Source organism: Salmonella sp. K21076 (genome assembly GCF_039650795.1).
GTDB lineage: Bacteria > Pseudomonadota > Gammaproteobacteria > Enterobacterales > Enterobacteriaceae > Salmonella > Salmonella enterica.
The window spans coordinates 157,081-182,506 of record NZ_JBCLYA010000044.1; the positions used below are offsets into that span (position 1 = coordinate 157,081).

General features: G+C 56.4%; 27 protein-coding genes. 13 read left to right on the top strand and 14 right to left on the bottom strand.

Translation table 11 applies throughout. The features are described 5' to 3' along the window. Positions 1-202: 202 nt before the first annotated feature. The 5 genes from hypE to hypA form a co-directional block, all read right to left on the bottom strand. Positions 203-1,213: a hydrogenase expression/formation protein HypE gene (gene hypE / locus AAYN39_RS12470; protein WP_001059959.1), complete on the bottom strand. Its 1,011-nt coding sequence runs from the start codon at positions 1,211-1,213 to the stop codon at positions 203-205. Beyond that, the gene (gene hypD / locus AAYN39_RS12475) at positions 1,210-2,331 is read right to left on the bottom strand and encodes a hydrogenase formation protein HypD (protein ID WP_001212958.1); all 1,122 of its coding nucleotides are present in this window, start codon (positions 2,329-2,331) and stop codon (positions 1,210-1,212) included. The genes hypE and hypD overlap by 4 nt, the downstream gene beginning before the upstream one ends. After that, the gene (hypC, locus tag AAYN39_RS12480; RefSeq protein WP_000334871.1) at positions 2,331-2,603 is read right to left on the bottom strand and encodes a hydrogenase 3 maturation protein HypC; all 273 of its coding nucleotides are present in this window, start codon (positions 2,601-2,603) and stop codon (positions 2,331-2,333) included. The genes hypD and hypC overlap by 1 nt, the downstream gene beginning before the upstream one ends. Then, a complete protein-coding gene (hypB, locus tag AAYN39_RS12485) occupies positions 2,594-3,466 on the bottom strand; it encodes a hydrogenase nickel incorporation protein HypB (RefSeq protein ID WP_000337646.1) in 873 nt (290 codons plus the stop codon). The genes hypC and hypB overlap by 10 nt, the downstream gene beginning before the upstream one ends. 69 nt (positions 3,467-3,535) lie before the next feature. After that, on the bottom strand, positions 3,536-3,892 hold the full coding sequence (gene hypA, locus AAYN39_RS12490; RefSeq protein WP_000544461.1) for a hydrogenase maturation nickel metallochaperone HypA: 357 nt from the start codon (positions 3,890-3,892) through the stop codon (positions 3,536-3,538). Between the two features lie 209 nt (positions 3,893-4,101). Between hypA and hycA the strand changes: the two genes are divergently transcribed. The 12 genes from hycA (at position 4,102) to hypF (ending at position 15,953) form a co-directional block, all read left to right on the top strand. After that, positions 4,102-4,563, top strand: coding sequence for a formate hydrogenlyase regulator HycA (gene hycA, locus AAYN39_RS12495; protein WP_000158074.1), 462 nt, complete (start codon positions 4,102-4,104; stop codon positions 4,561-4,563). Between the two features lie 145 nt (positions 4,564-4,708). Continuing rightward, positions 4,709-5,317: a formate hydrogenlyase subunit HycB gene (gene hycB / locus AAYN39_RS12500; RefSeq protein WP_001079164.1), complete on the top strand. Its 609-nt coding sequence runs from the start codon at positions 4,709-4,711 to the stop codon at positions 5,315-5,317. Then, positions 5,317-7,143, top strand: a complete 1,827-nt coding sequence (hycC, locus tag AAYN39_RS12505; RefSeq protein ID WP_000097032.1) for a formate hydrogenlyase subunit 3 — start codon at positions 5,317-5,319, stop codon at positions 7,141-7,143. Before hycB ends, hycC begins: the two co-directional genes overlap by 1 nt. Positions 7,144-7,145: 2 nt before the next feature. Further along, positions 7,146-8,069, top strand: a complete 924-nt coding sequence (locus AAYN39_RS12510; RefSeq protein ID WP_000110563.1) for a respiratory chain complex I subunit 1 family protein — start codon at positions 7,146-7,148, stop codon at positions 8,067-8,069. Between the two features lie 17 nt (positions 8,070-8,086). Continuing rightward, complete coding sequence (gene hycE, locus AAYN39_RS12515) at positions 8,087-9,796, top strand: formate hydrogenlyase subunit HycE (protein ID WP_000461354.1); 1,710 nt, start codon at positions 8,087-8,089, stop codon at positions 9,794-9,796. A 9-nt stretch (positions 9,797-9,805) separates the two neighbouring features. Next, positions 9,806-10,348, top strand: a complete 543-nt coding sequence (gene hycF, locus AAYN39_RS12520; RefSeq protein WP_000493767.1) for a formate hydrogenlyase subunit HycF — start codon at positions 9,806-9,808, stop codon at positions 10,346-10,348. After that, on the top strand, positions 10,348-11,115 hold the full coding sequence (hycG, locus tag AAYN39_RS12525) for a formate hydrogenlyase subunit HycG (protein ID WP_000067418.1): 768 nt from the start codon (positions 10,348-10,350) through the stop codon (positions 11,113-11,115). The genes hycF and hycG overlap by 1 nt, the downstream gene beginning before the upstream one ends. Further along, entirely contained in the window at positions 11,112-11,522 is a 411-nt protein-coding gene (locus tag AAYN39_RS12530; RefSeq protein WP_000003725.1) for a formate hydrogenlyase maturation HycH family protein, read from the top strand. The genes hycG and AAYN39_RS12530 overlap by 4 nt, the downstream gene beginning before the upstream one ends. Beyond that, positions 11,515-11,985: a hydrogenase maturation peptidase HycI gene (hycI, locus tag AAYN39_RS12535; RefSeq protein ID WP_000132980.1), complete on the top strand. Its 471-nt coding sequence runs from the start codon at positions 11,515-11,517 to the stop codon at positions 11,983-11,985. Before AAYN39_RS12530 ends, hycI begins: the two co-directional genes overlap by 8 nt. Before the next feature lie 26 nt (positions 11,986-12,011). Beyond that, positions 12,012-12,821 carry a hypothetical protein gene (locus tag AAYN39_RS12540; RefSeq protein WP_000936688.1) on the top strand — a complete coding sequence of 270 codons (810 nt, stop codon included), beginning with the start codon at positions 12,012-12,014 and terminating at the stop codon, positions 12,819-12,821. A gap of 200 nt (positions 12,822-13,021) precedes the next feature. Continuing rightward, positions 13,022-13,567 carry an electron transport protein HydN gene (gene hydN, locus AAYN39_RS12545; RefSeq protein WP_001078791.1) on the top strand — a complete coding sequence of 182 codons (546 nt, stop codon included), beginning with the start codon at positions 13,022-13,024 and terminating at the stop codon, positions 13,565-13,567. A 145-nt stretch (positions 13,568-13,712) separates the two neighbouring features. Then, positions 13,713-15,953: a carbamoyltransferase HypF gene (gene hypF, locus AAYN39_RS12550; RefSeq protein ID WP_000963417.1), complete on the top strand. Its 2,241-nt coding sequence runs from the start codon at positions 13,713-13,715 to the stop codon at positions 15,951-15,953. A 96-nt stretch (positions 15,954-16,049) separates the two neighbouring features. On the opposite strand, the gene norW is transcribed toward hypF, so the two are convergent. Continuing rightward, positions 16,050-17,183 carry an NADH:flavorubredoxin reductase NorW gene (gene norW, locus AAYN39_RS12555; protein WP_000086352.1) on the bottom strand — a complete coding sequence of 378 codons (1,134 nt, stop codon included), beginning with the start codon at positions 17,181-17,183 and terminating at the stop codon, positions 16,050-16,052. Beyond that, positions 17,180-18,619, bottom strand: coding sequence for an anaerobic nitric oxide reductase flavorubredoxin (gene norV, locus AAYN39_RS12560; protein ID WP_000025997.1), 1,440 nt, complete (start codon positions 18,617-18,619; stop codon positions 17,180-17,182). Before norV ends, norW begins: the two co-directional genes overlap by 4 nt. A 185-nt stretch (positions 18,620-18,804) precedes the next feature. Between norV and norR the strand changes: the two genes are divergently transcribed. Then, on the top strand, positions 18,805-20,325 hold the full coding sequence (gene norR, locus AAYN39_RS12565; protein ID WP_000010816.1) for a nitric oxide reductase transcriptional regulator NorR: 1,521 nt from the start codon (positions 18,805-18,807) through the stop codon (positions 20,323-20,325). On the opposite strand, the gene gutQ is transcribed toward norR, so the two are convergent. From gutQ to srlA, 7 genes are all read right to left on the bottom strand, one after another. Beyond that, a complete protein-coding gene (gutQ, locus tag AAYN39_RS12570; RefSeq protein WP_001278206.1) occupies positions 20,322-21,287 on the bottom strand; it encodes an arabinose-5-phosphate isomerase GutQ in 966 nt (321 codons plus the stop codon). The two genes, norR and gutQ, sit on opposite strands and share 4 nt — an antisense overlap. Then, a complete protein-coding gene (gene srlR, locus AAYN39_RS12575; protein WP_000804536.1) occupies positions 21,280-22,053 on the bottom strand; it encodes a glucitol operon DNA-binding transcriptional repressor SrlR in 774 nt (257 codons plus the stop codon). Before srlR ends, gutQ begins: the two co-directional genes overlap by 8 nt. 198 nt (positions 22,054-22,251) lie before the next feature. Further along, on the bottom strand, positions 22,252-22,611 hold the full coding sequence (gutM, locus tag AAYN39_RS12580) for a transcriptional regulator GutM (protein ID WP_000255198.1): 360 nt from the start codon (positions 22,609-22,611) through the stop codon (positions 22,252-22,254). Positions 22,612-22,687: 76 nt separating this feature from the next. After that, entirely contained in the window at positions 22,688-23,467 is a 780-nt protein-coding gene (gene srlD / locus AAYN39_RS12585) for a sorbitol-6-phosphate dehydrogenase (protein WP_001077371.1), read from the bottom strand. Between the two features lie 11 nt (positions 23,468-23,478). Further along, positions 23,479-23,841 carry a PTS glucitol/sorbitol transporter subunit IIA gene (gene srlB, locus AAYN39_RS12590; protein ID WP_000111554.1) on the bottom strand — a complete coding sequence of 121 codons (363 nt, stop codon included), beginning with the start codon at positions 23,839-23,841 and terminating at the stop codon, positions 23,479-23,481. Positions 23,842-23,852: 11 nt separating this feature from the next. Then, positions 23,853-24,824 carry a PTS glucitol/sorbitol transporter subunit IIB gene (locus tag AAYN39_RS12595; RefSeq protein ID WP_000199043.1) on the bottom strand — a complete coding sequence of 324 codons (972 nt, stop codon included), beginning with the start codon at positions 24,822-24,824 and terminating at the stop codon, positions 23,853-23,855. Further along, complete coding sequence (gene srlA / locus AAYN39_RS12600; protein WP_000573335.1) at positions 24,821-25,384, bottom strand: PTS glucitol/sorbitol transporter subunit IIC; 564 nt, start codon at positions 25,382-25,384, stop codon at positions 24,821-24,823. The genes AAYN39_RS12595 and srlA overlap by 4 nt, the downstream gene beginning before the upstream one ends. Positions 25,385-25,426: the final 42 nt, after the last annotated feature.

Consider the following 25,426-nt stretch of genomic DNA (forward strand, 5'->3'; position numbering starts at 1 on the left):
AATACCGCAAAACGGTGCGAAAACGGTAAATGAATTATAGGTATAAGTCGTAAGTTATTGCCGGATGGCTGACCGCAAACTCGCTGGTCACACACTCCGTAGGCCTGATAAGCAAAGCGCCATCAGGCGTTAATGCAGCGTTAATGCCGGATCTCGCCGCAAATGCGTCTTATCCGGCCTACAGTATGCTGCCAACAGGCTGCTAGCATATACGAGGTAATGGTTCGGCGTGTGGCAAATCAAGGGTTCGCTTCACGCCATAGAGTCCGGCTAAGCGAACGCCTTTGCGTTCCACGACTTCGCCAATCAGCGCCGCATCACGTCCCAGCGGATGCGCGCGTAATGCCGCCAACGCCCGATCTGCGGCCTGCCGTTCAACGGCAATCACCAGTTTTCCTTCGTTGGCAAAGTTCAGGGCATCCAGCCCCAACAGCTCGCAGACGCCGCGCACGGCAGGTTTGAGCGGCAGTGCGGATTCGGACAATTCAATACCGTAACCGCAGGACGCCGCAAACTCATGGGCGACCGCATTCACGCCGCCGCGCGTGGCGTCACGCAATGCCTTCACTCCGTCAATATGACGCAACGTCTGAATAAGCGGCGTTAATACTGCGCAGTCGCTCGCCAGCTCGCCATCCAGTCCCAGTTGCTCACGCAGGTTGAGGATAGTGGCGCCGTGATCGCCAAGCGTACCGCTGACTAACAGCACATCGCCAACGCTCAGCGTTTGCGCGCCCCAGTGAATATCGGCGGGAATCGCCCCCATGCCGGCAGTGTTGATAAACAATTTATCCGCCGCGCCGCGCTGCACAACTTTGGTGTCGCCGGTTACAATGGCGATACCCGCTTCCCGTGCGGTCGCCGCCATGCTATTGACCACGCTTTTTAACGTCTCCATCGGCAGCCCTTCTTCAAGGATAAAGCCGCAGGAGAGATAGCGGGGGATCGCGCCGCTCACCGCAACGTCGTTCGCCGTACCGCAAATCGCCAGTTTGCCGATATTGCCGCCGGGGAAAAAGAGCGGATCGATCACATAGCTATCGGTAGAAAACGCCAGACGGTCGCCCTCCGCCGTCAGTTGCGCCAGCTCCAGACGCGCCTGATCTTCTTGTTCCGCCAGCCACGGGTTGGCAAAGGCCTCCATAAACAGGCTATTAATCAACTGTTGCATAGCCTGGCCGCCGCTGCCGTGGGCGAGTTGTATATTGTTCAAACTTCACACTCCTGCTGACGATACTGATACCAGGCGGCGCATGCGCCTTCGGAAGAGACCATCAGCGCGCCGAACGCGGTCTCTGGATTACATGTTTTACCAAATAGCGGGCACTGATGCGGCTTGCATCTGCCGGTCAGCACTTCGCCGCAGCGGGCGCGCGGATCGTCATAGACCTGCTGTGGCGCTGGGCGGAAATGCGCTTCGGCGTCAAAGCGCTGATACTCCGGCGTCAGGTGGACGCCGGAGGATTCAATCACGCCCAGGCCGCGCCACTCGCTGTCGCCATTAACGCAGAACACATCGGCGATGGCCTGCTGCGCCAGCATGTTTCCGGCATCCGGCACCACGCGACGGTATTGGTTTTCAACCTGGCTTAGGGCCGCTATTTTCTGCTCAACCAGCATGACCACGCCTTGCAGTAGATCAAGCGGTTCGAATCCAGCCACCACCAGCGGGCGATGAAAATCGGCGGCGATAAACTGGTACGCCTCGGTGCCGATGACCATGCTGACGTGGCCTGGCGCAAGAAAGGCGTCAATGCCGTTGTCCGGCTGCTCCAGTAGGCTACGCAGCGTCGGGATCAGTGTAATGTGCTGGCAGAAAAAGTAGAAGTTTCGCACGTCACGCTGTTTTGCCTGCTGTAGCGTGATGGCGGTGGTCGGCATGGTGGTTTCAAAGCCCAGCCCGAAAAATACCACTTTGCGGGTCGGGTTATCCTGCGCCAGCTTCAGCGCGTCCATCGGAGAATAAACAATACGCACATCCGCGCCGCGCGCTTTAGCCTGCAACAGAGAACCCTGTTTCCCCGGCACGCGCATGGCATCGCCAAAGGTGCAGAAAATCACCTCCGGATGGCTGGCGATTTCCACGCAACTGTCGATGCGTCCCATTGGCAGCACGCAGACCGGACAACCGGGGCCGTGAATAAACTCCACGTTTTCGGGCAGTAACTGATCGAGACCAAATTTAAAAATCGCGTGGGTATGACCCCCGCAGACTTCCATAATGCGCAGCGGTCGTTCAGCAGTGTAAGGAAGAAGGGCGGCGCGTTCACGCAGGTGTTCAATGAGCTGCATTACCTGTTCCGGCGCACGGTACTCGTCAACAAAACGCATTATCTCTCCTCACCATACAGCAGTGCGCCGACGTCCGGCTCAACATCAAACATATTTTGTAGCGCGTCGAGCGTGTCGCGCGCTTCCGCTTCGTTAATGACGCTCATGGCGAATCCGACATGAACCAGCACCCACTGACCCAGACGCGGCTGACCGTTTTCATCACAACTGCCGACTAATGTGAGATCGACGTCGCGCTGAATGCCGCAGACGTCAACTTTTGCCTGATTGCCGTCAATGGCGCGGATTTGACCCGGAACGCCTATGCACATCGCTGCGCCTCCAGCCAGGCCAGCCACTGATCCATGCCTTCGCCGCTGGTGGCGGAAATCAGGATAATTTCAATCTCCGGGTTCACTTCACGCGCGCTGGCGATGCACTTCTCAACGTCAAAATTGAGGTAGGGCAGCAGATCGACTTTATTGAGCAGCATGAGCGACGCCGCGGCAAACATATGGGGATACTTCAGCGGCTTATCTTCACCTTCGGTCACGGAAAGCACTGCGACTTTATGCTTTTCGCCCAGATCGAAGCTGGCCGGGCAGACAAGATTTCCGACGTTTTCGATAAACAGAATACCGTGGTCATCCAGCGGCAGGCGCGGCGCGGCGTCGGCGATCATTTGCGCGTCAAGATGGCAGCCTTTACCGGTGTTGACCTGAATGGCGGGCGTGCCGGTAGCGCGGATGCGGGCGGCGTCGTTCACTGTCTGCTGGTCGCCTTCAATCACCGCGCACGGTACACGGTCTTTCAATTTCATCAGCGTTTCGGTCAGCAGAGTGGTTTTACCGGACCCGGGGCTGGACACCAGGTTGAGCACCAGTTGCTGGCGGGCGGCGAAACGGGCGCGGTTGCGCTCAGCCAGACGATTATTTTTGTCCAGCACGTCGATTTCAACCTCCAGCATCCGCCGCTGACTCATACCAGGCGCGTGGGTTCCGGCTTCGCCGTGGCCGTAATGCAGATCGCCTTCTGCGGTCTGACTTGGGGTAAAGTCAGGCGTTTTAATGCCGGTAATATTCAGCGCCGGGCGAGCCGCTGGGGCAAAGGGCGCGCTACGAAACGCTGAGTGCGGATTATGTTCATCGCCTTCTATATAAAGGTTGCCTTCAGCGCAACCGCAAGTCGTACACATCGCTTACTCCTGATCTTCTTCTTGTTACAGGCTTTCTGCCGGATGGCGACGCGAGCGTCTTATCCGGCATTAATCTTCAGTTTCATCAATCTCTATGCGCCGAATTTGTAAGCCGTCATCGGCCACAATTCGCAGCGTATCGCTATGACATTGCGGACAACGACGTACACGGTGGGTTAACAACGTGACATATTGTTGACAATGCTCACACCAGCATTCGGCTTCCTGTTCTTCGAGGTGCAGTTTACAACCTTCTGCTATCGTGCCGCGGCATACCAGATCAAAACAAAAGGAAAGAGCGCTGGTTTCCACGCAAGAAAATGCGCCAATTTTGATCCAGACGGCTGTCACACGTTTTGCACCGTATGCTGAAGCCTGTTGTTCAATCAATTCCAGTGCCCGTTGGCAGAGGGTGATTTCGTGCATATCGCCTCCCGTAGTGGTTGCCCCTGTAAAGCAATATTTATGCCAATATTTGTATCCCCTGGCAGGTTAATGTCGACGATGACGAAATGACATGTCGTCACCGCGTCGAAACGGCAGTAACTGTGCGCGTCTTCCATTAAAAACAATAAGTTAAAAATTGGCATGGAAAATGCTTAACGCAGGCATCTCTGTTAAACGGGTAACCTGACATGACTATTTGGGAAATAAGCGAAAAGGCCGATTACATCGCGCAACGGCATCGTCGCCTACAGGACCAGTGGCATATTTACTGCAACTCGCTGGTTCAGGGGATCACCCTCTCGAAAGCGCGCCTGCATCACGCAATGAGCTGCGCGCCGGAAAGGGATCTTTGCTTTGTCCTGTTTGAGCACTTTCGTATTTACGTTGCGTTGGCGGATGGTTTTAACAGCCACACCATTGAGTACTACGTTGAAACCAAAGATGGCGAAGATAAGCAATTGATTGCACAGGCGCAGCTCGATATCGACGGCAAGGTTGACGAACGGGTTAACAACCGCGATCGCGAGCAGGTGCTGGAGCACTATCTGGAAAAAATCGCCAGCGTTTACGACAGCCTCTATACCGCTGTAGAAACCAACTCGCCGGTTAATTTGCGCCAATTGGTAAAGGGACACAGCCCGGCTGTATAAGCCTGAGGCGTTGCCCGCTTTGATTCGCGATGTGGCGTTGCGCCATGTCATGAATGTTTTGGGGATGGGCGTGTCGATAAGTGTCGAAAATGACATTTCAACGGCATGTTTTCGTCAAAAATGACAATCACCTGAGGAATGCCTGGTGAATCGTTTTGTAATTGCTGACTCCACTCTCTGTATCGGCTGCCACACCTGTGAGGCCGCCTGTTCAGAGACGCATCGCCAGCATGGCCTGCAGTCAATGCCGCGCCTGAAAGTGATGCTGAATGAAAAAGAATCTGCGCCGCAGCTCTGTCACCACTGTGAAGATGCGCCATGCGCCACGGTATGCCCGGTTAACGCGATTAATCGCGTTGACGGCGCTGTCCAGCTTAATGAAAGCCTGTGCGTGAGCTGCAAACTGTGCGGTATTGCCTGTCCGTTTGGCGCTATTGAGTTTTCCGGCAGCCGTCCGCTGCATATTCCGGCGAACGCCAATACGCCGAAAGCGCCGCCCGCGCCGCCAGCGCCTGCGCGCGTCAGTACGTTGCTCGACTGGGTGCCGGGCGTGCGCGCTATCGCGGTGAAATGCGACCTGTGCAGCTTTGACGAGCAAGGCCCGGCCTGTGTGCGGATGTGCCCGACTAAAGCGCTACACCTGGTGGAGAACACGGATATCGCCCGCGCCAGCAAACGTAAACGTGAGCTGACGTTTAATACCGATTTTGGCGATCTCACCTTGTTTCAGCAGGCTCAGAGTGGGGATGCATAATGAGTTCACTTTCACTGATTACTAGCGGCGTCGCGTGGTTTGCCGCCGCCGCCGTTCTGGCGTTTCTGTTTTCGTTTCATAAAGCGCTGAGCGGCTGGATTGCCGGTATCGGCGGCGCGGTCGGCAGCCTGTGTACGGCAGGCGCGGGGTTCACCGCGCTGACCAGCGCCGTTACGGTTAGCGGCGTGATGCCGTTTACCGGTCACATGCTGCAAATTACGCCGCTGAATGCTATCTGGCTGATTACGCTGGGGCTGTGCGGTCTGTTCGTCAGCCTGTTCAATATCGACTGGCATCGCCATCCACAGGTAAAAGCCAACGGACTGTTGATCAACCTGCTGATGGCGGCAGCCGTCTGCGCTGTGGTCGCCAGTAATCTGGGGACGATGGTGGTGATGGCTGAAATCATGGCGCTCTGCGCCGTGTTCCTTACCGGCGGTAGCAAAGAGGGCAAACTGTGGTTTGCGCTGGGCCGTCTCGGTACGCTGCTGCTGGCAATCGCCTGCTGGCTGGTGTGGCAGCGCTACGGCACGCTGGATCTGGGGCTGCTGGATCAACGCGCTCAGCAACTGCCGCTGGGCTCCGATATCTGGCTGCTCGGCGTTATCGGTTTTGGTCTGCTGGCCGGGATTATCCCGCTACACGGTTGGGTGCCGCAGGCGCACGCCAACGCCAGCGCTCCCGCCGCCGCGCTGTTCTCGACCGTGGTGATGAAAATCGGGCTGCTGGGCATTCTCTCGCTATCTCTGCTTGGCGGCAATGCGCCACTGTGGTGGGGCGTGGCGCTGTTGGTGCTTGGGATGATCACCGCCTTTGTCGGCGGTCTGTACGCGCTGATGGAGCATAACATTCAGCGCCTGCTGGCCTATCACACGCTGGAAAATATCGGCATCATTTTGCTCGGTCTGGGCGCAGGCGTTACCGGGATTGCTCTCAATCAGCCGGTACTGATCGCGCTGGGTCTGACCGGCGGGCTCTATCATCTGCTGAACCATAGCCTGTTCAAAAGCGTGCTGTTACTGGGCGCGGGCAGCATCTGGTTCCGTACCGGTCATCGCGACATCGAAAAACTGGGCGGTATTGGTAAACGGATGCCGGTTATTTCTATCGCCATGCTGGTCGGTCTGATGGCGATGGCGGCGCTGCCGCCGCTGAACGGCTTTGCCGGCGAGTGGGTGATTTACCAGTCCTTCTTCAAACTGGGCAACAGCGGCGCGTTTGTTGGTCGTCTGTTAGGACCGCTGCTGGCGGTTGGCCTGGCGATTACCGGCGCGCTGGCGGTGATGTGTATGGCGAAAGTTTACGGCGTGACGTTCCTTGGCGCGCCGCGCACGAAGGAAGCTGAAAATGCCAGCTGCGCGCCGATCCTGATGGGCGTCAGCGTGGTGGCATTGGCGGTTTGCTGCGTACTGGGCGGGGTTGCCGCGCCGTGGCTGCTGCCGATGATTTCCACTGCGGTACCGTTGCCGCTGGAAACCGCGCACACCACCGTATCGCAGCCGATGATCACGCTGCTGTTGGTCGCCTGTCCGCTACTGCCATTCATCATTATGGCGATGTTCAAAGGCAACCGTCTGCCGTCGCGTTCTCGCGGCGCGGCCTGGGTGTGCGGCTACGACCATGAGCAGTCGATGGTGATTACCGCGCACGGTTTCGCCATGCCGGTGAAAGAGGCCTTTGCCCCGGTACTCAAACTGCGTAAATGGCTGAACCCGGTATCGCTGGTGCCGGGCTGGCAGAACGCGGCGGCCGCGGGGCTGTTCCGTCGTCTGGCGCTGATTGAGCTGGCGGTGCTGGTGGTGATTGTGGTTTCACGAGGAGCCTGAAAATGAGTGTGTTTTATCCGTTAATTCAGGCGCTGGTGCTATTTGCCGTTGCGCCATTGCTGTCCGGTATTACTCGCGTGGCGCGCGCCCGTCTACACAATCGCCGTGGGCCGGGCGTGTTGCAGGAGTACCGCGACATTATCAAACTGCTCGGTCGTCAGAGTATTGCGCCCGCTGATTCCGGCTGGGTTTTTCGCCTGACGCCGTTTGTGATGGTCGGCGTGATGCTGACTATCGCCACCGCGCTGCCGGTCGTCACCGTTGGATCTCCGTTGCCGCAACTGGGTGATTTAATCACCCTGATTTATCTGTTCGCGATTGCGCGCTTCTTCTTCTCTATTGCAGGCCTGGATACCGGCAGTCCGTTCACTGCGATCGGCGCCAGCCGTGAAGCGATGCTCGGCGTGCTGGTGGAGCCGATTCTGCTGCTGGGTCTGTGGGTAGCCGCGCAGGTGGCGGGTTCAACTCATATCAGCAATATCGCCGATACCATTTATCACTGGCCTGTCGCGCGCAGTATTCCGCTGATTCTGGCGCTGTGCGCCTGCGCCTTTGCCACCTTTATCGAAATGGGCAAGCTGCCGTTCGACCTGGCGGAAGCGGAGCAGGAGTTGCAGGAAGGGCCGTTGACCGAATACAGCGGTAGCGGCTTTGCGGTGCTGAAATGGGGCATCAGCCTGAAACAACTGGTGGTGCTGCAAATGTTCGTCGGCGTGTTTTTGCCGTGGGGACAGATGGAAACCTTCAGCGCAGGCGGACTGTTACTGGCGCTGGTGATTGCCGTCGTCAAGCTGATTGTCGGCGTACTGGTGATCGCCCTGTTTGAAAACAGCATGGCGCGACTGCGTTTTTGCGCCACTTCACGCGTGACCTGGGCCGGTTTTGGGTTTGCGTTTTTAGCCTTCGTCTCCTTGCTGGCGGCGTGATTTAAGAGAGTTTGAGCATGTTTGAAGAAAAATTAGGTCAACAATACCTTGCGGCGCTGCACCAGGCGTTTCCGGGCGTCGTGATGGACGAAGCCTGGCAGACCAAAGATCAGCTGACTATTACGGTAAAAGTGAACTATCTGCCGGAAGTGGTGGAGTTTCTTTACTACCAGCAGGGTGGGTGGCTGTCGGTGCTGTTCGGTAATGACGAACGCCAGTTGTGCGGCCACTATGCCGTTTATTACGTGCTGTCGATGGAGCAGGGCACCAAGTGCTGGATTACCGTCCGTGTTGAAGTGGATGCCAATAAGCTGGAATTCCCATCCGTTACGCCGCGCGTGCCGGCTGCCGTGTGGGGTGAGCGCGAAGTACGCGACATGTACGGTTTAATCCCGGTCGGTCTGCCGGACGAGCGCCGTCTGGTGCTGCCGGACGACTGGCCGGATGAACTCTATCCGCTGCGTAAAGACAGCATGGATTATCGTCAGCGCCCGGCGCCGACCACCGATGCGGAAACCTACGAGTTCATTAACGAGCTGGGTGACAAGAAAAATAACGTGGTGCCGATTGGCCCGCTGCATGTCACTTCCGATGAACCGGGCCACTTCCGTCTGTTCGTCGATGGCGAAAACATTATCGATGCCGACTACCGCCTGTTCTACGTCCACCGTGGTATGGAAAAACTGGCGGAAACCCGCATGGGTTATAACGAAGTCACCTTCCTGTCGGATCGCGTGTGTGGAATCTGCGGTTTCGCGCACAGCACTGCCTACACCACTTCCGTGGAAAACGCGATGGGCATTCAGGTGCCGGAGCGTGCGCAGATGATCCGCGCCATTCTGCTGGAAGTGGAGCGTCTGCACTCGCACCTGCTGAACCTAGGCCTCGCCTGCCACTTTACCGGCTTTGACTCCGGCTTTATGCAGTTCTTCCGCGTGCGTGAAACCTCCATGAAGATGGCGGAAATACTGACCGGGGCGCGCAAAACTTACGGTCTGAACCTGATCGGCGGGATTCGCCGCGATCTGCTCAAAGAGGACATGATCCAGACCCGTCAACTGGCGCAGCAGATGCGTCGTGACGTGCAGGAGCTGGTGGACATGCTGCTGAGCACGCCGAATATGGAACAGCGTACCGTGGGTATCGGCCGTCTGGACCCGGAAATTGCCCGCGACTTCAGTAATGTCGGCCCGATGGTGCGCGCCAGCGGTCACGCCCGCGACACCCGCGCCGACCACCCGTTTGTCGGCTACGGTCTGCTGCCGATGGAAGTACATAGCGAGCAGGGCTGCGACGTGATTTCTCGTCTGAAAGTCCGTATCAACGAAGTCTACACCTCGCTGAATATGATCGATTTCGGTCTGGATAATCTACCGGGCGGCCCGCTGATGGTGGAAGGCTTTACCTATATTCCGCACCGTTTTGCGCTCGGCTTCGCTGAAGCGCCGCGTGGTGACGATATCCACTGGAGCATGACCGGCGACAACCAGAAGCTTTACCGCTGGCGCTGCCGTGCGGCAACCTACGCCAACTGGCCGACCCTGCGTTATATGCTGCGTGGCAACACCGTCTCCGACGCGCCGCTGATCATCGGTAGCCTCGATCCTTGCTACTCCTGTACCGACCGGATGACCGTGGTCGATGTACGTAAGAAGAAGAGCAAAGTCGTGCCGTACAAAGAACTTGAGCGCTACAGCATTGAGCGTAAAAACTCGCCGCTGAAATAAGGAATCGCCATGTTTACCTTTATCAAAAAAGTTATCAAAACCGGCACGGCGACCTCGTCTTATCCGCTGGAGCCGATTGCGGTTGATAAAAACTTCCGCGGCAAGCCGGAACATAATCCGCAGCAGTGCATCGGCTGCGCCGCCTGCGTTAATGCCTGCCCGTCGAACGCGCTGACGGTGGAAACCGATCTTGCGACCAATGAGCTGGCGTGGCAGTTCAATCTTGGCCGCTGCATCTTCTGCGGTCGCTGCGAAGAGGTGTGCCCGACGGCGGCGATCAAACTGTCGCAAGAGTACGAACTGGCAGTGTGGAAGAAAGAAGACTTCCTGCAACAGTCCCGCTTCGCGCTGTGCAACTGCCGCGTGTGCAATCGTCCTTTCGCGGTACAGAAAGAGATCGACTACGCCATTGCGCTGCTTGCGCACAACGGCGACAGCCGAGCAGAAAACCACCGCGAAAGCTTTGAGACCTGCCCGGACTGTAAGCGTCAGAAATGCCTGGTGCCGTCCGACCGTATTGAACTGACTCGCCATATGAAAGAGGTCAGCTAATGAGCAATTTATTAGGCCCGCGTGACGCCAACGGCATTCCGGTACCGATGACGGTGGATGAATCCATCGCCAGCATGAAGGCGTCTCTACTGAAAAATATTAAGCGTTCGGCATACGTTTACCGCGTGGACTGCGGCGGCTGTAACGGCTGTGAAATCGAAATCTTTGCGACGCTTTCGCCGCTGTTTGATGCCGAGCGTTTCGGCATCAAAGTAGTACCGTCGCCGCGTCATGCCGATATTCTGCTGTTTACCGGCGCGGTGACCCGCGCCATGCGCTCTCCGGCGCTGCGCGCCTGGCAGTCGGCGCCGGACCCGAAAATTTGTATCTCTTACGGCGCCTGCGGCAACAGCGGCGGCATCTTCCATGATCTGTACTGCGTCTGGGGCGGTACCGACAAAATCGTCCCGGTGGATGTGTACATTCCAGGCTGCCCGCCAACGCCTGCCGCCACGCTGTATGGCTTTGCAATGGCGCTTGGCCTGCTGGAGCAGAAAATCCACGCCCGCGCGCCGGGTGAGCTGGACGATCAGCCCGCAGAGATCCTGCATCCGGATATGGTGCAGCCGCTGCGCGTGAAGGTGGATCGCGCGGCGTGCCGGCTGGCGGGTTATCGCTATGGTCGTCAGATCGCCGATGATTACCTGACACAGTTGGGGCAGGGCGAGCAGCAAGTGGCGCGTTGGCTGGAAGCGGAAAACGATCCGCGTTTAACCGAAATTGTCATCCATCTCAATCATGTTGTTGAAGAGGCGCGTATCCGATGAGCGAACAGGTGGTGTTCAGTCAACTGAGCCGTAAGTTTATTGATGAGAACGATGCGACGCCCGCCGAGGCGCAGCAGGTTGTCTATTACAGCCTGGCGATTGGTCACCACCTGGGGGTTATCGATTGCCTGGAGGCCGCGCTCACCTGCCCATGGGATGAGTATCTGGCGTGGATCGCCACCCTGGAAGCCGGTAGCGATGCCCGGCGTAAAATGGAAGGCGTGCCGAAGTATGGCGAGATCGTCATCGATTTCAACCATGTGCAAATGCTGGCGCGCGCGTTTGATGAGGCGCGCGCCGCGCAGACCCCGCAGCAGCAAGAATGGAGCAAACTGATGCTCAGTATGCTGCATGACATTCATCAGGAAAGCGCCATCTACCTGATGGTGAGGAGGCTTCGTGACTGACGTTTTACTCTGTGTCGGCAACAGCATGATGGGCGACGACGGCGCAGGCCCATTACTGGCGGAAATGTGCGCGGCGCAGCCGAAGGGCAACTGGGTTGTCATCGATGGCGGCAGCGCGCCGGAAAACGACATTGTGGCGATTCGCGAACTGCGCCCGCAGCGTCTGTTGATTGTCGACGCCACCGATATGGGACTTAATCCGGGCGAGATCCGCATCATCGATCCGGATGATATCGCCGAAATGTTTATGATGACCACCCACAATATGCCGCTGAACTACCTTATCGATCTGCTGAAAGAGGATGTCGGCGAGGTGATTTTTGTTGGTATCCAGCCGGATATCGTCGGGTTTTATTATCCGATGACTCAACCGATTAAGGACGCGGTAAACATCGTCTATCAGCGCCTGGAAGGCTGGCAGGGAAACGGCGGATTTGCCGCGCTGGACGCGCCGGAGGCGTAAAATGCGTACTCATTCTGGATGGATTTGTGTTACCCGGCATAGGCGGTAAGAAGAACGTGAAGATTATCGTATGGAGCGGACTGCTATTTCTCTGCCTCGCCGCACGCGCACTGGCTACCGGTGTTGTCGGTTACCTGCCGATGAGCGACGGTGAATATGCGCAAAAGCGTGCGCTGAAGCCGCTTTTGATCCTGCCTTATTCTGTATCGCCCGACCAGACCTGGCATTTTCGCCAGGTCGGAGTCAGTAGCGTGACGCTACTGCCGGAGCCGAAAAAAGATAACGAATGGCGGATTAGCGGAAAAGACAGAGCCGGTAATTCGTGGGTTGTCCCGGTGGGAAGGCTGATTAATTTGGCGGGTAATGCGCAATTTTATCGCGCTGACCTCGATCGTAACGGCATTCAGGACTTGGTTATCTGGTTGGGCAATCCTGGGTTGGGCCTGGCGCCGAGCGCGCAATACATCATTTTCACCTTTCTCAAGAATGGCCGCCCCTGCGTCTTTGAACCGTGGGGGTTTTATACCGCCACCGATACTGGCGTCGATGATTTGCTTGATTTACAGGGCAATGGTCGCACGCAACTGTTGGATATGCAGTTTGACTCAGGCTACTGGATAACCAATTTATATCAGGTGAAGGACGCCCGCTGGCAGCGCGTACACGGCTGGTTTGGCCGGTTGAGTTATCCGGCGCTGACCCGCTTTAATCACTATCCTGGCCGTAAATTAATTATCAAACCTATTGCCGGAAGGAATCCGCAAACGGACGATCTTTCCCTTACGCAGCGCTGTTTAATACGCGGTAACGTATTGCCAGGCGTTAATCAGGATTGATGCCAGTTTCTGTGCAGAGTTGGCTGGCTATCACTGCAAATCTTGACCACCACTGGCGACATTACGTGTCATCGACACTTGTGACGATGACACGTAAATGCTCACGAAAATAGAAAGAATATTCTTAAATAACAATGAAATAAAAATTGGCACGATTCGTGTATATATCGGCACATCATCTGTTATTGCTGGAGAATTTGATGAACCGTTTCATCATTGCAGACGCGAGTAAGTGCATTGGTTGCCGTACCTGTGAAGTGGCTTGCGTCGTATCCCATCAGGAAAATCAGGATTGCGCATCGCTGACCCCTGAAACCTTTTTACCTCGTATCCATGTTATCAAAGGCGTGAACGTTTCCACGGCAACGCTGTGTCGCCAGTGTGAAGATGCGCCGTGCGCCAACGTTTGCCCGAATGGTGCCATCAGCCGTGACAAAGGCTTTGTTCATGTGATGCAGGAACGCTGCATTGGCTGTAAAACTTGCGTAGTGGCATGTCCTTACGGCGCCATGGAAGTGGTGGTTCGTCCGGTGGTTCGCAATAGCGGCGCGGGGCTAAACGTGCGTGCCGAAAAAGCCGAAGCCAACAAGTGCGATCTGTGTCACCACCGTGAAGCCGGTCCGGCCTGTATGGCCGCTTGCCCAACGCACGCCCTCATCTGCGTGGACCGCAATAAGCTTGAACAGCTGAGCGCGGAAAAACGCCGTCGTGCGGCGCTGGATTCAACGGCATCGCTGCTTTTCTGATTTCTGCGATTGCGCGTAGAATACGCCACAAAGCATTGCCGGATGGCGGCATCAATGCCTTATCCGGTCTACGGTCCGTGCGGTTGTAGGCCTGATAAGCGTCGCGCCATCAGGCATCCGGGTTCGATGATGGCGGGAAAATAAGATGGCGATAGACACACCTTCCGGCGTACAGCTACGCATTCGGGGCAAAGTACAGGGCGTCGGTTTTCGTCCTTTTGTCTGGCAGCTGGCGCAGCAGTTGCAATTACACGGCGACGTGTGTAATGACGGCGACGGCGTCGTCGTTCGGCTGCTGGAAGATCCGTCGCAATTTATTGCCGCGCTCTATCAGGATTGCCCGCCGCTGGCGCGCATTGACAGCGTTGAACACGCGTCGTTGGTATGGGAGCGCGCACCGACGGATTTCACCATTCGTCAGAGCGCAGGCGGTTCGATGAACACGCAAATCGTGCCGGATGCGGCGACCTGCCCGGCATGTCTTGCCGAGATGAATACCCCAGGCGAGCGGCGCTACCGTTATCCTTTCATCAATTGCACCCACTGCGGACCACGCTTCACCATTATTCGCGCTATGCCCTATGACCGGCCATTTACGGTGATGGCGGCGTTTCCCTTGTGTCCGGAATGCGACAGCGAATACCGCGATCCGTACGATCGCCGTTTTCATGCCCAGCCCGTTGCCTGTCCGTCATGCGGGCCGCATCTTGAGTGGCGGAGCCAACATGAACGAGCGGAAAAAGAGGCGGCTTTGCAGGCGGCGGTCGCCCAACTGAACGCCGGAGGCATTATTGCCGTTAAAGGGCTGGGTGGTTTTCATCTGGCCTGCGACGCGCGCAACGATAACGCAGTGGCGATGCTGCGGGCGCGTAAACATCGTCCGGCGAAACCATTGGCGGTGATGTTGCCCACGGCGCAAACGCTGCCGACCGCGGCGCGTTCGCTGCTGACCACGCCAGCGGCCCCGATTGTACTGGTGGATAAGCAGTATGTACCTTCGCTGAGTGAGGGCATCGCGCCAGGACTTACGGAAGTGGGCGTGATGCTGCCAGCCAACCCATTGCAACATCTCTTGTTGCAGGCACTCAATTACCCGCTGGTGATGACATCCGGCAACCTGAGCGGCAAACCGCCCGCCATCACCAACGAACAGGCGCTGGACGATTTACACGATATTGCCGATGGTTTTCTGTTGCACAATCGCGACATTGTACAGCGCATGGACGACTCTGTCGTGCGCGACAGCGGCGAAATGCTGCGTCGTTCGCGGGGATACGTGCCGGACGCGATTGCGTTGCCGCCCGGATTTCGCGATGTGCCGCCGATACTTTGTCTGGGCGCGGATCTGAAAAACACGTTCTGTCTGGTACGCGGCGAACAGGCGGTTGTCAGCCAACATTTAGGCGATCTCAGCGATGACGGTATCCAGGCGCAGTGGCGCGAGGCATTGCGTTTGATCCAGTCAATCTACGATTTTACGCCAGAGCGTATCGTCTGTGATGCGCATCCGGGCTATGTTTCCAGTCAGTGGGCCAGTGAGATGCGTCTGCCGACAGAGACGGTGTTACACCATCATGCCCATGCGGCGGCTTGCCTGGCCGAGCATGGTTGGCCGCTGGACGGCGGAGAGGTGATTGCCCTGACGGTAGACGGTATCGGCATGGGTGAGAATGGCGCGCTATGGGGCGGAGAATGTTTGCGGGTCAATTATCGCGAATGCGAACATTTAGGCGGTTTACCCGCCGTGGCGCTGCCGGGAGGCGATCTGGCTGCCAAACAGCCGTGGCGTAATCTGTTAGCGCAGTGCCTGCGCTTTGTGCCGGACTGGCAGAATTACCCGGAGACAGCGGGGCTGCAACAGCAAAACTGGAGTGTCCTGGCGCGCGCCATTGAGCGCGGCGTCAATGCCCCGTTGGCCTCTTCCTGCGGGCGGTTGTTTGACGCGGTGGCTGCCGCGCTTCGCTGCGCGCCAGCATCGCTTAGCTATGAGGGCGAGGCCGCCTGCGCGCTGGAGGCGCTGGCCTCTCAATGCGCTAACGTTGAGTATCCGGTAACGATGCCGCTTAACGGCGCTCAACTGGACGTCGCTGTTTTCTGGCGGCAATGGTTGAACTGGCAGGCCACGCCCGCGCAACGCGCCTGGGCTTTTCATGATGCGCTGGCGTGCGGGTTTGCCACGCTAATGCGCCAACAGGCTACGGCGCGGGGGATAACCACTCTGGTCTTCAGCGGCGGGGTGATACACAACCGCTTACTGCGCGCGCGTCTTGCCTTTTATCTTTCTGATTTTAAATTGTTATTTCCGCAGCGGTTACCGGCGGGCGACGGCGGACTGTCGTTTGGACAGGGCGTGATTGCCGCAGCGCGAGCGTTAAGGGAAGTGTAGGGCGCCGGATGGCGGCTGCGCCTTATCCGGCGTGTAAACAGATGCTCACTCGTAGGCCGGATAAGACGCGAAGCGGCGCTATCCGGCATCACAGGCTTATACCGACAACGTTTTCAGCAGTGCAAAGGCCTCTTTCATGCGGTCTTCACTCACCACAAAGGCGCGTAGCTGGCCTTCTCCACTCATGCCTTTGGCAATCATACCGTCAGATTCTGCGGTAATCTGCCAGCTTAAATCGCGGCGCTGAGTTTCTCCCGCCAGATGCAGCGGCAGTTCCGGCGTTTTGACTTTGACCAGCATCGCCGGTAGCTTCAGCGGCGCGTTGCCGCCGAGCAGATTTTTCGCCAGGTACATCGCGCTTAACTGGATCGGTTGCAGGAAGGGCAGCACCTGACCATTGATTTCCGCGCAATCGCCGATCGCATAAATATCCGGGTGACTGGTCTGTAGATAGCTATCCACGCAGACGCCGCGGTTGACGGCTACCCCGGCGCGGCGCGCCAGAGCGGTCTCCGGGCGTAAGCCGGTGGCGGCAATCACCGCATCGACCTCAATACTATGCTGGCTTACCAGCGTAGCGCGGATACCGGCTTCGGTTTTCTCCAGTTTTTGCAACTGCGATTTCAGCAGCAGATGCACCCCCATATCGGTCAGGTGATGCTGTAAGCGACTGCTCACTTCCGGTGGCATCAGTGAGGCGAGAAGGCTGGCGGCGTTATCCATCAGCGTTACCGTTTTCCCGGCGCGGCAGAAATCCATTGCTAATTCACTGCCAATGAGACCGCCGCCGACAATCAGCACTCGCTGCGCGTCGCGCAGTGGTGTCTCACAGGCGCGGTACTCCTGCTGGCTATTCAAAGTAAGCATTAACTCACGTCCTGCAATCGGCGGCACAAAGGCTGTCGCCCCGGTCGTCAGTACCAGCTTGTCGTACTGCCACTGCTTATCCTGACTTTTCACCACATGGGCATCGGCATCAATGTCAGTAACCCAGGTATGCGGGAACAGTCGTAGATTAAACTGTTCAGCAAATTCCCCCGCTAACTGGCGGGTGAGATCATCGGCGCGCTGCGACTGGCTGATAACGTGGCTGAGATCGGGCTTGTTGTACTCATCCATGCTGTCCGCCGCAATCAGAGTTAACGGCACATGCGCATCTTGTTTACGGATATTTTTGACGAGCTGGCGGGCGGCGAAGCCCGACCCAATAATGATGATCCCCCGACTCATTTTGCCTCCGTCGCCAGTACGTCGAACACGTCTTTACCTAATGAACATTCCGGGCACAGGAAGTTATCCGGCACGTCGCTCCACGGCGTACCCGGCGCGACATCCTGCAACGGCTCGCCCAGCGCAGGGTCGTAAATCCACTGGCATACGCTGCATTGCATTTTGGGGCCGAGGTCTGCGGCGGTGCAGGTTGTGGTTTCTTCGACTGGCGCGGTTTTCTGTGTGGTTTCCGGCAGCGGAGCAAGCGCCCACTGACGGGCGATGTCGCGACCATGCTGACGGCACAACTCCAGCGCATCCAGATCCGGACGCCATTTCGCTTTCAGACTCAGGGACATTTCAAAACCGGCATCCTGTAAGCGCGTGGACAGTCGATCCACCGCGCCGCCGCTCCAGCCATGAGAACCGAAGGCGCTGGCGCGTTTGTTGCGAAAGCGCAGGCCGGTCATCTCTTCCACCAGACCAGCGATTTTCGGCATCATCACGTTGTTCATGGTAGAAGTGCCGACCAGCACGCCTTTCGAACGGAAGACGTTGGTCAATATTTCATTTTTATCGCTGCGGGCGACGTTAAAGATTTTGACCGCCACGTTGGGGTCCACTTCATTGATACCCTGTGCGATGGCATCCGCCATCATGCGAGTATTGTTCGACATGGTATCGTAGAAAATAGTGATACGATCTTCCTGATAATCTGCCGCCCATTTCAGATACAGCTCCACGATTTGCGTTGGGTTGTCGCGCCATACCACGCCGTGTGAGGTGGCAATCATATCCACCGGCAGGTTGAAGCCGAGGATTTCGGTAATTTTTGGCGTTACCAGACGGCTGAACGGCGTCAGGATATTGGCGTAGTAGCGCTGGCATTGTTCAAACAGTTCAGTTTGGTCCACTTCATCATTGAACAGGTGCTCGTCGCAGTAGTGCTGACCAAAGGCGTCGTTGCTGAATAACACCGCGTCGCCGGTCATATAGGTCATCATGCTGTCCGGCCAGTGCAGCATCGGCGTTTCCACGAAGATCAACTGCTTGCCGTCGCCGATATCCAGCGTATCGCCGGTTTTCACCACCTTAAAATTCCATTCCGGGTGATGGTGATGGCCGTTGATAGAGTCAATGGCGTTGGCGGTACAGTAGATAGGCGTGTCCGGGATCTGCGCCATCAGTTCGGTCAGCGCGCCTGCATGGTCTTCTTCGGCATGGTTAATGATGATGTAGTCGATGTCCGCGAGGTCGATTTCACTGCGCAGATTTTGCACAAACTCACGGCTAAACTTATGATCGACGGTATCGATCAGCACATTCTTTTCTTCACGAATGAGATAGCTGTTATAGCTGCTGCCACGCAGCGTTTTGTATTCAGTGCCGTGAAAATCACGTACTTCCCAGTCGCGTTGGCCAACCCAATGAATATTATTTTTAACCAGAATAGACATAACCACCTCAATTCATTCAACGTTTGCAAAAAGTTGTTTTGCTTATTGCAGGTAGTGTGCCAACTTTACATCTTATTGATTTATATGAAATTATAATAATTTTGTATTTTTGGTATAGTCAAAAAGACTATAAATGATGCTGTCAATATGACACTATAGATTGTCAAAATGACAATGAGGTAACCATGAGTTTTTCCGTGGAGGTATTGGCGGGCATCGCCATTGAGTTACAACGCGGCATTGGGCATCAGGATCGTTTTCAGCGGCTGATTACTACGCTGCGTCAGGTGCTGGCGTGCGACGCCTCGGCGCTGCTGCGTTATGAATCACGACAATTTATTCCACTGGCGATTGATGGCCTGGCGCAGGACGTCCTCGGCAGACGTTTTACCCTGGAAGGGCATCCGCGCCTGGAAGCCATCGCCCGCGCGGGGGACGTGGTGCGTTTTCCGGCTGATAGCGATTTACCCGATCCATATGACGGGTTAATTCCCGGACAGGAAAGCCTGAAAGTCCACGCCTGTGTTGGTCTGCCGCTGTTTGCCGGACAGAACCTCATCGGTGCGCTGACCCTTGATGCTATGACGCCGGAGCAGTTCGAGGTATTTAGCGATGAAGAACTACGGCTTGTCGCCGCGCTGGCCGCCGGGGCATTGAGTAATGCGCTGTTAATTGAACAACTGGAAAGCCAGAACATGCTGCCGGGGTCGTCAGGCGTGTTTGAACCGATAAAAGAGACGCACATGATCGGTCTGTCGCCGGCGATGACGCAGTTGAAAAAAGAGATCGAGATTGTGGCGGGCTCCGATCTTAACGTGCTGATCGGCGGTGAAACGGGGACCGGTAAAGAGCTGGTGGCGAAAGCTATTCACCAGGGCTCCCCCAGAGCGGTCAATCCGCTGGTCTATCTCAACTGCGCCGCGCTGCCGGAAAGCGTGGCGGAGAGCGAGTTGTTTGGTCATGTAAAAGGGGCTTTTACCGGGGCTATCAGTAATCGTAGCGGTAAGTTTGAAATGGCGGATAACGGTACGCTGTTTCTGGATGAGATTGGCGAACTGTCGCTGGCGCTACAGGCCAAGCTACTTCGCGTGTTGCAGTATGGCGATATTCAGCGCGTCGGCGACGATCGTAGCCTGCGCGTGGATGTGCGGGTGTTGGCGGCGACCAACCGTGACCTGCGTGAAGAGGTGCTGGCGGGGCGTTTTCGCGCCGACCTGTTCCATCGCCTGAGCGTTTTCCCGCTCTTTGTGCCGCCGCTGCGCGAGCGCGGCGATGATGTGGTGTTGCTGGCGGGCTATTTTTGCGAGCAGTGCCGACTGCGGCTGGGGCTGTCCCGCGTGGTACTGAGTCCCGGCGCGCGCCGCCATTTGCTCAACTATGGCTGGCCGGGCAACGTCCGGGAGCTGGAACATGCCATTCACCGTGCGGTTGTACTGGCGAGAGCGACCCGGGCAGGGGATGAGGTGGTACTGGAGGAGCAGCATTTTGCCTTGTCAGAGGACGTTTTACCCGCGCCGTCTGCGGAAAGCTTTCTGGCGTTGCCGGCCTGCCGCAATTTGCGCGAATCGACGGAGAACTTCCAGCGAGAGATGATTCGCCAGGCGCTGGCGCAAAATAATCACAACTGGGCGGCCAGTGCGCGGGCGCTGGAAACCGACGTCGCCAACCTGCATCGGCTGGCGAAGCGTCTGGGACTGAAGGATTAGATAATCCCCGCCTGGTAGAAATCCTGCAGGTTAATGGCGCCGGTGAGTTTGCCGTTTTCATCGACCACTGGCGCGGCGGTAATTTTGCGTTTCATCAGGAGCTCTTTGGCGTCAATGGCGCGGCTTTGCGCCTGGAGCGTAATACCGTTGGGCGTCATGGCTTCGCTTACTGGCGTGGTGAGCGCGCCGCCGCCTACCAGCCAGCGACGCAGGTCGCCGTCGGTAAAGACGCCTTTCACAACATGTTGCTCATCGCAAACCGCCACCAGCCCCAGCCCGGTACGGCTAAGTTCCAGCATGGCATCCATCACGCTGGTGGCGAGCATCACCTGCGGTATTGCATCGCCCTGGCGCATCAGGTGATGCACATTATTGAGCAAACGCGCGCCCAGTGCGCCAGCCGGATGCGAACGGGCGAAATCTTCTTCGTTAAAACCGCGCGCCTGCATGACCGCCATCGCCAGCGCATCGCCCATCATCAGCGTATTGACGGTACTGGATGTCGGCGCCAGATGCATCGGACAGGCTTCACGCTCGACGGAAATATCCAGAACGGCTTTTGCCGCTCGCCCCAGCGGAGAGTGAGGTTTACCGGTCATCGCCAGCAGCGCGACGGATTTATCTTCCAGACGCGGGATGATGAGGTCGAGTTCTTTTGCGCCGCCGGAATAGGAGATAAATAACATCACGTCGCGGCTTTCAATCATCCCCAGATCGCCATGCAGTGCTTCCGCCGGATGAACAAAAAAAGCGGGAGTACCGGTACTGGCAAGCGTCGCGGCGATTTTTTTACCAATATGACCTGATTTACCAATACCGGAAACGATCACTTTGCCTTCACAGTGAATAATGATATTGGCGGCGCGGACAAAATCATCGCCCAGACGCTCCGGCAGACGGCTGGCTTCCTGTAGCTCCAGCATTAAGGTCTGACGGCCCGCGTTTAGTAGTGCATCACTCATTGCTTTCTCCGGTTATGATTACTTCAATCCCTTTTGCTTCCAGCGCCTGACGAAATGCCGGATCGATCCCCGCGTCCGTGATCAGTTTGTCGACGGTTTCCAGACTGCACACCACATTGGGGCTTTTACGACCAAATTTTGAGGAGTCCGCCATCAGAATCACCTCGCGTGCTGCATTGCACATTGCGTTACTGACGGTGTAAACCTCATTGAACGTGGTCACACCGACATTCAGGTCAATACCGTCAGTTCCCATGAAAAGTTTATCAAAGCTGAATTGCTCAAAGGCGTTTTCCGCCAGTTGACCGTGAAACGACGCCGATTTTTTACGGAAGGTGCCGCCGGGCATCAGGATAGTTTGTTCGTTGTCCAGTTCCGATAGCGCGTTAACAATATGGAGGCTGTTGGTCATCACCGTGATGTTGCTAAAACGCGAAAGCAACGGCACCATCTGTAACACGGTACTTCCGGCGTCCAGAATAATGGAATCGCCATCATGGATATATTTCACAGCGGCTGCGGCTATCAGCGCTTTTTTGTGGGTGTTGATAAGCGTTTTGTGATCAATAGGCGGATCGGACTCTTCTTTATTCAACACCACGCCGCCATAGGTGCGGATGACGGTTCCGGCATTTTCCAGAATGACCAGATCTTTACGGATAGTGGTGCCTGTCGTGTCAAAGTACTGGGCCAGTTCTTCAACCGAGCATTTTCCCTGTTTTTGCAGGTGCTCCAGAATCGCGGCCTGACGCTGACGAGGTTTCATAGGCGTGATTACCCTGACTTATGTATTTACCCGTAATACTTCACGCTGCATGTGCGTTGGCTTTCCTCGCTCACCCCGGTCACGTATTGATGTACGTTCCAGGGGATTCGCTGCGTCGCCGCCTTCCTGCAACTCGAATTATTTAGGGTATAGGTTGCAAAATGATAATTTCGCAAGCTATTCGCATTCACAACGAAATTACCCATGTTTCAGTTTAAGCGCCAATGATAGTGCATTCTGCGCGAGCGAATCATGGGGAAAGATCACATCAGGCTGTAATTCATGCAAATGTTTTCCTTGCATTGCGGCAATTTTAACCGGTCTGGCGAATACCGTAAGGCCTTTCATCAATAAAGTGTCCGTCACCCGCTGCTGTTCGTCCAGCGCCACGGCAACCACCACCCGGGGCTTAAAACGCCCGCCGGAGCGCCCGACGCCGACCCGTCCCTGTTGGCTAAGTTTATCGAAAGCCCGATTAAAGCGGGAAATCTGCCAGCCGCCCAGCGCCAGTTGTGCACACCAGGCGATAACGGCGACGGTAATCAGAGTGGAAACCATAATGTGCTCCTGTTGTTTTGCCTGATGGCGGCGTAACCGTCTTATCCGGCCTACGGCGCCATCCGGCAATTCACGGTCAGAACATCACTTGACCGCCGGTTACGTTGATCGACTGCCCGGTGCAATAAGACGCTTTCGGGCTGGCATAAAATAGCAGCATGTTCAGCACATCCTGATAATCACACCCGCGTTTGAGCGGTACTTTATCAATGTAATACTGTTCCACCTCGTCGGGCTTAATGCACAGTTTAGTGGCGTATTGCGGCAGCAATGACTGGAACATCGGCGATTTCAACAGGTTGCCGAGCATCAGCGAGTGTACGGTAATGCCGTATTCCGCCAGGTCCAGCGCCAGAGACTGGGTTAACCCCACGCCGCCGAATTTCGCCGCGCTGTAGCCGGAGTTGTGTTTACTGCCCACTTTGCCGGATTTAGAGTTAATCTGAATAATGCGCCCCTGAATGCCGTCGCGGATCATCAGGCGGGAAAACTCACGGGCGCAGAGGAAATAGCCCACCAGATTCACCTGTAGCGAGCGGTCAAAATCGCCCAACTGGAAATCGCTGATAAACGCCGCTTTGGCGATACCCGCGCTGTAAACCAGCAGATCGACGCGCCCGAAAATCTCGTCTACGCCGCGGGACAGCGCCAGCACGCTCTGCTCGCTGGTGGCGTCGGCGCCAAAACCGTAGGCCATACCTTCGCCAAAATCGGCGTTAATTTCCTGGGCGACATTCGCGGCTTTATCGCTTTGAATATCAACGACCGCCACGCGGTATCCTTCTTCTGCAAGCCCACGGCAAAGGAATGCCCCCAGGGTCTGGCCTCCGCCAATGACAACGGCAACTTGATTCATGTTTTTTCTCCTTAAGCGACAAACGTCAAAATACAGCCCGGCGCGATATCGTCCGGTACAGGCCCCGCAACGTGTACGGTGCCGGGAAATTCCGCTTCGCGCAGACCATCAAAGCGCAAGGTGATATGCCCCAGTTCACGCAGGTTTTGCTCGGCTACGCTGCCGACCGCCGTGACCGGATAGCAATGTTGGCCCAGTTCACACCGCGCGCCAGGCTGCAGCGCGCCGGTCAGTTCGCCATGACAATGGATGAAGCAAAATTCTTCGATATCCGCCGGCGCGCCTTCCCGAAACGTAATCAGCATCTTTTCGCCGAGCGCCTCCATCGCGCTCTGGCCGATGCGGGTGATGGTGGTTTGATAAATCACGCTCATGTCTGAACCTCTTATTGATAGATAAAGCCGGAAACAAACCAGGCGATAAGTACCGTGGGCGCGCCGGTCAGGAAGCGTCCGACCAGCACAGAAGGTACGCCGACGCGAACGGTGTCTTGTTTCGCTTCCGCCAGTGACAGGCCGACCGGGATAAAGTCGCAGGCCGCCTGCGCGTTAATCGCGAACAGGGCGGGCAGCGCCAGATGCGGGGGGATATTGCCCAGACCTATCTGAACGCCGATCAGAACGCCAATAACCTGAGCGATAACCGCGCCTGGGCCGAGAAAGGGCGACAGCAGCGGGAAAGAGCAGATCAATGCCAGCGTCACCAGCCCCAGTGGATGGCTGGCTAATGGCGCCAGGCCGTGGGCGATCCAGTCGCCAAGACCTGAGGCCATAATGATGCCGATTAGCGCCGAAACGAACGCCATAAACGGCAGAATTGTTTTCAGGACCGTATCAATGGTGTCGCGACCGGACTGGAACAGTACCGCCACGGCAGAACCCATTCCCATACCGACTTTTGCCAGCAGCCCGTCGCTCTGCTCGGTGATTTTTTTGCTGGTGTCGTAGTCACGTCCTAATGTCGTTTTGGCAGGCTGGGGTCTGGCAGATGTTTCGCCGACTAGAGTAATGTTTTCTTCTTTTACGCCGGAGACATAAATATCTTCAACAATATACTGCGCCAGTGGGCCGGACTTACCCGTCGAGTGAATATTAATGGTTGGAATCCGGCGTTTCGGGTAGATACCGCAGCGCAGCGTACCGCCGCAGTCGATAATGGCCGCGCCGATCTCCGCTTCCGGCGGTTCGCCTTCTTTAAAGCCGTCCACCGCTTGCCAGCCTGTTAGTTGCGCCAGTTTGTCGACGATCGCCGGGCGCGTACCGGCTGTGATATAGACGATCTTTTTGCCTGGCGTAACGTCCAGTTCAAGCGGGCCGCCCCAGCCGCCGGCACCTTTCTCAATGCGAACCCGTGTCATGATACCGCTCCTGTCAGATGAACTTTCTGCTCAAGTTGAATCCCCATTTTTTTCTCAAAAATAGCGGTGGTGAGATCGGTGACCCAACCGCGGAAGAAGTTCGTCACCAGACCTACCAGCAGATAGCTCACCGCGAGCGGGCCGAGAGGAAGCCCTAACGTGGTGAGTCCGCTGGCGATACCCAGATAAACAAACAGTTCGCCGGGATTGATATGCGGAAACAGACCGTTCATGGAGTGACAGCTATAGGAGGCCGCCGCGTAATAGCTCGGCTTGTACTTCTCCGGCATAAAGCGTCCCAGACTCAGGGTCATCGGATTACAAAAAACAAACGTCCCGATAAACGGTAAAAGCAGGTAGCGGGATAGCGGATTTCCGGCGCAGCGTTGGGCAAAACGCTCAATACGCTGCTGGCCGATAAAATTGATGAGCGCATTCATGATAACCAGCAGGCTTATCAGTAGCGGAAGAATACCTGTCACCATACCGGTAAACACCTCACCGCCTTTCTGGAATAACCCGATGAACCACTCCGCACCATGTGTAATGGTTTCGATCATTGTTCTCTCCTGTAGGGTTTTTAGTTTTCTTGCTAACTTCCT